Source organism: Cytobacillus mangrovibacter, assembly GCF_042865275.1.
Taxonomy (GTDB): Bacteria; Bacillota; Bacilli; order Bacillales; family Cytobacillaceae; genus Cytobacillus; species Cytobacillus mangrovibacter.
In genome coordinates, this window is the sequence record NZ_JBIACJ010000004.1 from 356,768 (window position 1) to 366,753 (window position 9,986).

The 9,986-nt window shown below is 39.6% G+C and carries 7 protein-coding genes and 1 rRNA gene; 5 read left to right on the forward strand and 3 right to left on the reverse strand.

Annotated elements, in window-relative coordinates; all coding sequences use genetic code 11:
• Window positions 1-27: 27 nt before the first annotated feature.
• Complete coding sequence (locus ACFYKT_RS10305) at window positions 28-1,437, reverse strand: sigma-54 interaction domain-containing protein (RefSeq protein WP_389219162.1); 1,410 nt, start codon at window positions 1,435-1,437, stop codon at window positions 28-30.
• 215 nt (window positions 1,438-1,652) lie between these two features.
• Between ACFYKT_RS10305 and pruA the strand changes: the two genes are divergently transcribed.
• From pruA to ACFYKT_RS10325, 4 genes are all read left to right on the forward strand, one after another.
• On the forward strand, window positions 1,653-3,200 hold the full coding sequence (pruA, locus tag ACFYKT_RS10310) for an L-glutamate gamma-semialdehyde dehydrogenase (protein ID WP_389219164.1): 1,548 nt from the start codon (window positions 1,653-1,655) through the stop codon (window positions 3,198-3,200).
• A gap of 299 nt (window positions 3,201-3,499) precedes the next feature.
• A complete protein-coding gene (locus ACFYKT_RS10315; protein WP_389219166.1) occupies window positions 3,500-4,699 on the forward strand; it encodes an ornithine--oxo-acid transaminase in 1,200 nt (399 codons plus the stop codon).
• 190 nt (window positions 4,700-4,889) lie between these two features.
• Entirely contained in the window at window positions 4,890-6,053 is a 1,164-nt protein-coding gene (locus ACFYKT_RS10320; protein WP_389219168.1) for an iron-containing alcohol dehydrogenase, read from the forward strand.
• 29 nt (window positions 6,054-6,082) lie between these two features.
• On the forward strand, window positions 6,083-7,432 hold the full coding sequence (locus ACFYKT_RS10325) for a glucose-6-phosphate isomerase (RefSeq protein WP_389219170.1): 1,350 nt from the start codon (window positions 6,083-6,085) through the stop codon (window positions 7,430-7,432).
• Between the two features lie 66 nt (window positions 7,433-7,498).
• Here the strand turns inward: ACFYKT_RS10325 and ACFYKT_RS10330 are convergent, their stop codons facing one another.
• Window positions 7,499-8,494: a potassium channel family protein gene (locus tag ACFYKT_RS10330; RefSeq protein WP_389219171.1), complete on the reverse strand. Its 996-nt coding sequence runs from the start codon at window positions 8,492-8,494 to the stop codon at window positions 7,499-7,501.
• Window positions 8,495-8,660: 166 nt separating this feature from the next.
• Window positions 8,661-8,825 carry a Spo0E family sporulation regulatory protein-aspartic acid phosphatase gene (locus ACFYKT_RS10335; protein ID WP_389219173.1) on the reverse strand — a complete coding sequence of 55 codons (165 nt, stop codon included), beginning with the start codon at window positions 8,823-8,825 and terminating at the stop codon, window positions 8,661-8,663.
• Between the two features lie 828 nt (window positions 8,826-9,653).
• Here ACFYKT_RS10335 and ACFYKT_RS10340 point away from each other — a divergent pair.
• Window positions 9,654-9,986: ribosomal RNA gene (locus tag ACFYKT_RS10340) — 16S ribosomal RNA — on the forward strand; the annotation flags it as partial.

Sequence of the window (9,986 nt, forward strand, 5' to 3'; positions counted from 1 at the left end):
CCACAGGCTTTTTTTATACAAACCATTTTATTTCAATCCGAATTTTCTCAAACGGTACTGCAGGTTTTGCCGGCTCATGCCAAGAGTTTTGGCCGCGCGAGTAATATTATGATTATGATGAATTAATACTTTTTGGATGTAGTGTGATTCGGTTTCCTCAATATATTGATTCAAAGGTTTAATGTAGCTTTCCTTTTCCATTCGAATAGGCGCGGTTACATTTACTATTTGTTCATCTCTTTTAAATTGGGGCTTATTACGGAAATGGATGGGCAGATGTGCATAGGTGATTATTTCTTCATAATCAATCAAGTTCATTGCCCCTTCAATGACATGCTCAAGTTCACGGACATTCCCTGGCCAATCATATTGATTAAAGATAGTCCAAACATCCTCCGCAACCTCTTTAACCATCATCCCGAATAACTGATTATATTTTTCAATGAAGACTTGAACAAGCTCAGGAATATCCTTTTTTCTTTCTCGCAATGGCGGGATGAAGAGAGAGACGACACTCAGTCTGTAATATAGATCCTTGCGAAGCCTGCCTTCAGAAATGGCATCGACAGGATCTTCGTTAATGGTGGCAATAATTCGGACATCAATGGATCGATCCTTCGTATCTCCAATCCGACGAACGGTTTTTTCTTGTAATAAACGCAGAAGCTTCGCCTGAAGAGCTGGGTTAAGTGAATTAATTTCATCAAGCAGCAATGTTCCGCCCTCCGCTTGTTCAAATAAACCGGGTCGCTCAATTGAACCTGTAAAAGCACCTTTCTTTGTTCCGAATAATAATCCCTCGATTAAACTATCAGGTAGTGCAGCGCAATTTTGTGAAATATAGGGTTTAGAAGAACGAGTGCTGCCGTTATGAATACTTTGTGCAATGAGCTCTTTTCCTGTTCCTGTATCACCGATAATGAGAATAGATGAACTTGTTCGGGTCGCTCTCTTACTTGCATCAATGACCTCTTGAATTTCGGCGCTGCTTCCAATAATACTATCAAAGGTGTAGCGAGTATCACTTCTTTTATTCATATTCTCTCTGATTAGTTTTTCTAATTTTGTCACATCGCGGGCAATTTCGATTGCTCCGATTTGAACGCCATTTTCAATGATCGGAAACGTGTTATTAATCGTTGTTATTTCCTGTCCGCGATTATTAAAATACGTTTGTTTTGCATGGAAAATTTTTTCCCCTTTTATAAGTGACTGCATCAGTGTGCTATCTTCATTATTATGAAAAGAGAAAACGTCTAAAAGGTCTTTATCGAGAACATCTTCAAAATCCATTCCTTCAATTTCTGCCATCTTTTTGTTGTAAATAATTGTTTTTCCTTCATGATTGACTGCATGGATGCCAATGTCGATTTCTTTAAGGATTTTATTGAATATTTTATTTTTTAATTGCAACAAAGTTAGGTCTTTCCCTGGCATATATATTCTCCTCTTCTCACTCTTCCTTCAAGTGTATCTAGACAATAAAAATAGTGCAATATTATTTTGCACTATTTTTGATGACGAAGCATTCAAGTGCAAAATTGATTTGCATATACCGGAAGAAATATAGCGTTTATAAAGTTTTTAATTTTGGCACATTACTTGCAATAGTAGTATAGTGGAAAATGAATAATGTATAGGGGGATGTAACCATGGTACAACCATATAAACATGAACCGTTCACGAATTTTAAAGAAGAGGCAAATCGTGAAGCGTATTTAGCTGGATTAAAAACAGTAGAAAGCTATTTAGGTCAAGATTACGATTTAGTCATCGATGGCGAACGTATTTCAACAGAAGAAAAAATCGTTTCTTATAACCCTGCGAATAAAACAGAAGTAATTGGACGCGTTTCAAAAGCAAACCGCGATCTTGCTGAAAAAGCAATGCAAGCAGCTGTTGAGGCATTTAAAACATGGAAAAAAGTAAAGGCAGAAACACGTGCAGATGTATTATTCAAAGCAGCTGCGATCATTCGCCGCCGTAAGCATGAGTTCTCTGCTCTATTAACGAAAGAAGCAGGAAAGCCTTGGAATGAAGCGGATGCAGATACTGCAGAAGCAATCGATTTCCTTGAATACTATGCACGTCAAATGCTAACAATTAAAGACGGTGTGCCAGTAAACAGCCGTCCAAACGAATTTAACCGTTATGACTATATTCCATTAGGTGTTGGAATCATCATTTCACCATGGAACTTCCCATTAGCGATCATGGCTGGAACAACGGTTGCGGCGATCGTAGCTGGAAATACCGTTCTGTTAAAACCGGCTTCAACAACACCAATTGTTGCTGCGAAGTTTGTAGAAGTAATGGAAGAAGCAGGTCTGCCAAAAGGTGTGCTTAACTTCGTTCCAGGAAGCGGTGCAGAAGTGGGCGACTACTTAGTTGACCATAAAGACACACGTTTCATCAGCTTCACAGGCTCTCGTGATGTCGGCCTGCGCATTTTTGAACGTGCATCGAAGGTGAATGAAGGACAAGTATGGATGAAGCGTCTGATTGCAGAAATGGGCGGAAAAGACACAATCGTTGTCGATAAAGAAGCAGATCTTGAATTAGCAGCTACTTCTATCGTTGCTTCAGCATTTGGCTTCTCTGGCCAAAAATGCTCAGCATGTTCTCGTGCAGTGATTGTTGAAGATGTGTATGATCAAGTGTTAAATCGCGTCGTTGAATTAACGAATGAATTAACACAAGGCGATCCAGTTGACCCGACTAACTACATGGCTACAGTGATTGATCAAAGTGCATACGATAAAATCATGAGCTATATTGAAATCGGGAAGACAGAAGGAAAGCTAATGACAGGCGGAGAGGGAGACGATTCCAAAGGCTTCTTCATTAAACCAACAGTATTCGCTGACCTTGATCCAGAATCACGCATCATGAAAGAAGAAATCTTTGGCCCAGTAGTCGGCCTCACTAAAGCAAAGGATTTCGATCATGCAATAGAAATTGCGAACAACACAGAGTACGGTTTAACTGGCGCGGTGATCACAACAAACCGTGAACACATCCAAAAAGCACGTGAAGACTTCCATGTTGGAAACCTATACTTCAACCGTGGCTGTACAGGCGCCATTGTTGGCTACCAGCCATTCGGTGGATTCAACATGTCAGGAACAGACTCCAAAGCAGGCGGTCCTGACTACATCCAACTTCACATGCAAGCAAAAACAACTTCTGAAATGTACTAATCGATCGATAAAAGCATTTTAGTAAACATTTTTTCTAAAAGATTGTTGTTTTTGAATAAGTTTTCTGTTTGTCAAAAAAGTTAAGTTGATTGGAGCGGAGGGATGCGAGACTCCAGCAGGAGTAGTGGGACAGCTGAGACCCCACAGGCGCTCGCGCCGAGGAGGCTCAGCGCCCACCCTGCGGAAAGCGAGTATCCCGGAGCGGAAATCAACTTCTACGAACTTATGTTAAATGCAACTATTTTTGCAAAAAAAGCCTTAGTAAAAATAAATTAGTGAAAAATGGAGGATGTTAAAGCATGACTCAAGCAGCAAAAACAAATTCATTAATTGAACAAACTGAAAAATATGGTGCAAATAACTATCATCCACTGCCAATCGTTATTTCAAAAGCAGAAGGCGTTTGGGTAGAGGATCCTGAAGGCAATAAATACATGGATATGCTAAGTGCTTACTCAGCAGTAAACCAAGGGCATCGCCACCCGAAAATTATCGAAGCATTAAAAGAGCAGGCTGACCGTGTAACATTAACATCACGTGCGTTCCATAACGATCAGCTTGGCCCATGGTACGAAATAATTTGTAAGCTGACAAATAAAGAAATGGCTCTTCCGATGAACACAGGCGCAGAGGCAGTTGAAACAGCTATTAAAGCAGCACGCCGCTGGGCATATGATGTGAAAGGGGTAGCTGATAATCAAGCAGAAATCATTGCTTGTATCGGTAATTTCCACGGACGTACGATGACAGCTGTTTCTCTTTCTTCAGAGGAAGAATATAAGCGTGGATTCGGGCCAATGCTTCCAGGAATTAAATTAATTCCATATGGTGATTTAGAAGCATTGAAAAATGCCATCACCGAAAATACTGCTGCATTCTTAATTGAACCGATTCAAGGAGAAGCAGGGATTGTTATTCCGCCTGAAGGCTTCCTAAAGCAGGCATATGAAGCTTGTAAGGAAAACAATGTCCTATTCATTGCAGATGAAATTCAAGCGGGTCTTGCTCGATCAGGAAAAATGTTTGCGTGTGAATGGGAAGATGTAGACCCTGATATGTATATTTTAGGCAAGGCACTTGGCGGAGGGGTATTCCCGATTTCATGTGTTGTAGCAAATAAAGATGTTCTTGGTGTATTCAATCCAGGATCACATGGTTCTACTTTTGGTGGAAACCCAATGGCATGTGCGGTTTCTGTTGCTTCGATTAACGTCCTTGTGGAGGAAAACCTTGCAGAACGTTCCCTAAAGCTTGGTGAATACTTCGTAGCTAAATTAAAAGAAATAAGCAATCCAATGATTAAAGAAGTCCGTGGTCGTGGATTATTCATCGGTGTAGAACTTACGGAACATGCTCGTCCGTATTGTGAAGCTTTAAAAGAAGAAGGCTTATTATGTAAAGAAACACATGATACAGTTATCCGCTTTGCGCCACCACTTGTTATCAGTGAGGAAGATTTAGACTGGGCAATTGAACGTATTAAAAAGGTATTAAGCTAAGAGCAAAAAATCCTTGCATATCATGTGCAAGGATTTTTATATTGTCTAAAATGTATCAGGCAATAAAAGTCAGCCCACGATTTTTTACTTCATGAGCATCGTCAAGGCATTTCGACATAATTTGTAGATTCCAAATGATATAATAATCTTTTAGTAGAAGATAATACTATATGAAAAGGAGAGAATGATTATGCAGAATTTTACCTTTTGGAATCCAACTAAATTAATTTTTGGCAAAGATCAAATCGAGCAATTACATAAAGAAATTCCGCAATATGGGAATAAAGTTCTCGTTATTTATGGCGGTGGAAGCATTAAAAGAAATGGTTTATATGAGAAAGTAATGGCAGAATTGAGGCTTATGGACGCAGAGATTTTTGAACTTGCTGGTGTCGAGCCGAATCCGCGAATTTCAACTGTCAGGAAGGGTGTTGAAATTTGTAAGGAAAATAGAATTGACTTTCTCTTAGCAGTTGGCGGAGGAAGTGTGATTGATTGTACAAAAGCCATTGCTGCTGGGGCAAAGTATGAGGGTGATGCATGGGATTTAGTCATTAAAAAGGCTTTCGCAACAGAAGCACTGCCATTTGGTACAGTTTTAACTTTAGCGGCAACCGGTTCTGAGATGAATTCTGGTTCAGTCATCACCAATTGGGAAACGAATGAAAAATATGGTTGGGGAAGCCCTGCTGTTTTTCCGAAGTTCTCCATTCTGGACCCTGTTCATACATATACAGTTCCTAAAGATCAAACAGTGTACGGCATTGTTGATATGATGTCACATGTGCTTGAGCATTATTTCCATTTAGCGGAGAATACAGAATTTCAGGATCGCATGTGTGAATCTTTACTGAGTACCGTTATGGAAACAGCTCCAAAGCTTCTTGATGATCTAGAAAATTATGAGCATCGCGCAACAATCCTTTATGCAGGCACAATGGCGTTAAATGGCATACTCAATATGGGATACCGGGGCGACTGGGCAACGCATAATATTGAGCATGCTGTTTCGGCTGTCTATGATATCCCGCATGGCGGTGGTCTTGCAATTCTGTTCCCGAATTGGATGAGGCATAATCTGCATGTGAAACCAGAGAGATTTAAACAGCTTGCTGTAAGGGTGTTTGGAGTGGATCCTGCGGGAAAATCAACGGAAGAAGCAGCTTTAGAAGGAATTAAAAAGCTGAGTGAATTCTGGGCTGGAATTGGGGCACCAGTACGACTAGGTGATTATGGCATTGATGAAAGCAAGCTTCAGTTGATGGCAGACAAAGCTACAGTGAATGGTGAGTTTGGAAATTTTGCCAAATTAAACAATAAAGATGTTATGGAAATCTACAAGGCATCCTTGTAAGAAACTTTTGAAAAAATGGAGGGTCATACATGTCTCATATTCGTTTTGATTACTCAAATGCTCTTCGATTTTTTGGCGAACATGAAATTACATATCTACAGGATGCTGTCAAAGTTGCCCATCATTCCCTTCACGAGCAGACAGGAGCTGGAAATGATTATTTAGGGTGGATTGATTTGCCGGTTCAGTATGATAAAGAAGAATTCTCCCGAATACAAAATTCAGCAGAGAAAATTAAGAGTGATTCTGATATTTTATTAGTAATTGGAATTGGTGGATCTTATTTAGGTGCTCGTGCTGCGATTGAAATGCTTAATCACCATTTTTATAATGTGCTTTCAAAGGAAAAGCGAACTACACCGCAGGTCATATTTGTCGGAAATAATATTAGTTCAAGTTATATGAAAGATGTGATTGATCTCCTTGAAGGGAAGGATTTTTCAATTAATGTAATCTCAAAATCAGGTACGACAACAGAACCTGCGATTGCCTTTCGTATATTCCGACAGCTTTTAGAAAGAAAATACGGCATTGAAGAAGCGCGTAAACGGATATATTCGACAACGGATAAGGCAAGAGGGGCATTAAAAACGTTGGCGATGGAAGAAGGGTATGAAACCTTTGTTATTCCGGATGATGTTGGCGGCCGTTATTCTGTCTTAACCGCAGTTGGGTTATTACCAATTGCTGTTAGTGGTGCTAATATTGTCGAGATGATGAATGGAGCAGCCCGTGCGCGTGAGGATTACAGCAAGTCTGAGGTCACAGAAAATGCTGCTTACCAATACGCTGCTGTGCGGAATATCTTATATAACAAAGGAAAGACCATTGAAATGCTCATTAATTATGAGCCTGGGCTTCAATATTTTGCTGAATGGTGGAAGCAATTATTTGGTGAAAGTGAAGGGAAGGACCAAAAGGGAATTTACCCATCCTCCGCAAATTTCTCGACCGATCTTCATTCCTTAGGACAATATGTCCAAGAGGGGAGACGTGATCTTTTTGAAACCGTCATTAAGGTCGAACAGCCTCGTCATGAACTATTCATTGAAGAAGCAGAAAATGATTTAGATGGCCTGAACTATCTTGCTGGCAGAACCGTTGATTTTGTGAACAATAAAGCTTTTGAAGGAACGATGCTTGCACATACAGATGGTGGTGTACCGAATCTAATTATTTCAGTTCCTACATTAGATGCCTTTACGTTTGGCTACCTCGTTTACTTCTTTGAGAAAGCTTGTGCAATGAGCGGGTATTTATTGGGTGTGAATCCTTTTGATCAGCCTGGAGTGGAAGCGTATAAAGTTAATATGTTTGCCCTGCTTGGAAAACCAGGCTTTGAAGAGAAAAGAGCTGAATTGGAAAAGCGCCTTAAGTAATAGAAAGAGTGTCATCAAATGCGATGGCACTCTTGTTTATTATGTATAACTTTAAGGCTTACGGAGTTATTCGTTCATTATAACGATGAGCTGATCCTGCTGATTAATTGTAAAAGGGTGGGGAGGATTCAATAATGTTTCCTCTCCTCTTTTTATTCCTAATAATAGGATTCCTTCCTTCATAAGCATATGGCTTAAGTCCATAAACGTCATATCTATAACTTCAGGAACAGCAGGCTTAAATGTTAAGTTTCGTTTATCAAGCTGGTTTAATAAACCCAAAAAAGATGTTACGAGCTGTTGTGAAGAGATACTATTAATCATTACAAAGCTAGTGAGGATGTTCGTCTGCACGATTTCATCTGCCCCTGCTCTTTTGGCATTTGCTACTTGTTCAGATGTTAAGATTTCCACAATACATGGTACTTCACGATTCAGTCCCTTAACTGCTAACAGTGTTAAGATAGACCCCATATCAGCGTGCAGCTCTCCTTTGTTTGGGTCTGCAGTGATAATTACCTTCATCGCATGAAAGATATTTGCTTTAATAAGAACCTCATCAAGATTTGAGCGTCCTTGGATAAAATGAATATTCATATTTGGCAGAGGGTTCTTTTCCAGTGATTCATCTATTAATACAATTGAAATGCTCTCGTTTTTCATGCAAAGTGTATGAAGAATTTCTCGTGTTCGTTCATTCCAGCCAATGACGATGATGTGATTTTTTCCTTTGAAATCAGCTTTTCCCTCCAATAGTTCATTTTGTTTCGTAACAGCAGCGGTTGCTAGACTGACGAAATAGGTAGCCAAAAAACCAGCACCAGTTAAAATGAGTCCAATTCCTGCTAATCTCCCTAGCACCGTCTTTGGAACAAAATCTCCATAACCAACAGTAGATGCCGTTATTACTGCCCACCAAACTCCATCAAATAGTGTAGGGAATTGCTCAGGCTCTAATAAATGAACGAATAATCCAAATGAAATAATCGTGAAAAGCGCAATGAATAGAACTCTTAAAAAAAGCGGCAGCCGAACGAAGTTATTGAAGAAACTATAAGACATATTTACACTCCTAGAATGGATGGCATGCTTGTACTATCTATAATTATTGACGAAATCATTTAATTTAATAATAAAAATGAGTATTCAAACAAACTAAGGCCCCATTCATCGATTTTAGATGGATGGGGCCTTGTTAAGAATTCTCATTTACTATATGTATCATGATTCAAGAAAAATGCAGAATGTGCAAATATATTAACCTATCTAGCTTTTGGCTGGTATGCAGCGTTTCGATACTATCTATTCCAGTCCTATGGGCGGTATGAATCATCTCCGTTCTCATTTTATTAATTCGCCGTAGTACTAATTGTTCAAGTGTGTCCTTGTTCATTTGACCATTCTCCTAAGTAAATGTTGTTGTTTACTTGTATTATAGGAGATATTTCATATTTCGAAATAGATTCGACAAAAGTTCTAAGAAAAAGACAAATAAGGCTATTTTCTTTAACTTGCTTCATCAGTATTTTTTTAAAATGGCTGTTTTCGGTAGGTTATGTTAGTAAACCTTTTTGCTTTTAACACGAATTCGTAGAGGTTACTTTCGGCTCCAGGTCGCTCAGTAAAACTACGGGGTTGGCGCTGAGCCTCCTCGGTGCCATGCTCTCAGCTGCCCTACTATTCCCTCTGGAGTCTCGCGACCTTCTGATCCAATTAAGCAGCCTTATTTTCAGCCATTTTTATACGCAAAAGTGATTCAGAAAACTACAATCTTTTTAGAAAAGAGCCTTTAGGCAGTAAATAATCATTTGGTTGTTGACTTTAATTAAATATAATAGTAGTATAGTATTCCTAGCTGATAAGTTGTACTAAAGAAAGATCAATTCTTAGTATGAAATTATTATTGCTTGACATTAATATTAGTATTTGTTAATATTAATTTCTGTTGCTGCTACATTATTATTATATTAAAATAGTGTTTGACAGCATTCAGATAAGATGTTACAATGTAATTCTGGCTTAACAATAGTTCTTTGAAAACTAAACAAAGCAAAAACGTCAACGTTTTAAATTTTTATTTAGAGAAAGATAAGAAACAAGTAGATCAAGGAAACGACTGAAGCGAGCACCGGAGCGTACGTTATTTGTACGTGAGGAGCGGAGTGAGGGAGTTGACGCAGAGATGCGAAGTTTATTATCTTTCGATGAGCTAATCAACTCTTTATTGGAGAGTTTGATCCTGGCTCAGGACGAACGCTGGCGGCGTGCCTAATACATGCAAGTCGAGCGAATCTGAGGGAGCTTGCTCCCGAAGATTAGCGGCGGACGGGTGAGTAACACGTGGGCAACCTGCCTGTAAGACTGGGATAACTTCGGGAAACCGGAGCTAATACCGGATAATTCTTTTCCTCTCATGAGGGAAAGCTGAAAGATGGCTTCGGCTATCACTTACAGATGGGCCCGCGGCGCATTAGCTAGTTGGTGAGGTAACGGCTCACCAAGGCGACGATGCGTAGCCGACCTGAGAGGGTGATCGGCCACACTGGGACTGAGA

What these genes read in the sequence shown, in the direction of transcription:
- ACFYKT_RS10305 (WP_389219162.1), bottom strand. Translation starts at nt 1,437, where the DNA reads ATGCCAGGGAAAGACCTAACTTTGTTGCAATTAAAAAATAAAATATTC.
- pruA (WP_389219164.1), top strand. Translation starts at nt 1,653, where the DNA reads ATGGTACAACCATATAAACATGAACCGTTCACGAATTTTAAAGAAGAG.
- ACFYKT_RS10315 (WP_389219166.1), top strand. Translation starts at nt 3,500, where the DNA reads ATGACTCAAGCAGCAAAAACAAATTCATTAATTGAACAAACTGAAAAA.
- ACFYKT_RS10320 (WP_389219168.1), top strand. Translation starts at nt 4,890, where the DNA reads ATGCAGAATTTTACCTTTTGGAATCCAACTAAATTAATTTTTGGCAAA.
- ACFYKT_RS10325 (WP_389219170.1), top strand. Translation starts at nt 6,083, where the DNA reads ATGTCTCATATTCGTTTTGATTACTCAAATGCTCTTCGATTTTTTGGC.
- ACFYKT_RS10330 (WP_389219171.1), bottom strand. Translation starts at nt 8,494, where the DNA reads ATGTCTTATAGTTTCTTCAATAACTTCGTTCGGCTGCCGCTTTTTTTA.
- ACFYKT_RS10335 (WP_389219173.1), bottom strand. Translation starts at nt 8,825, where the DNA reads ATGAACAAGGACACACTTGAACAATTAGTACTACGGCGAATTAATAAA.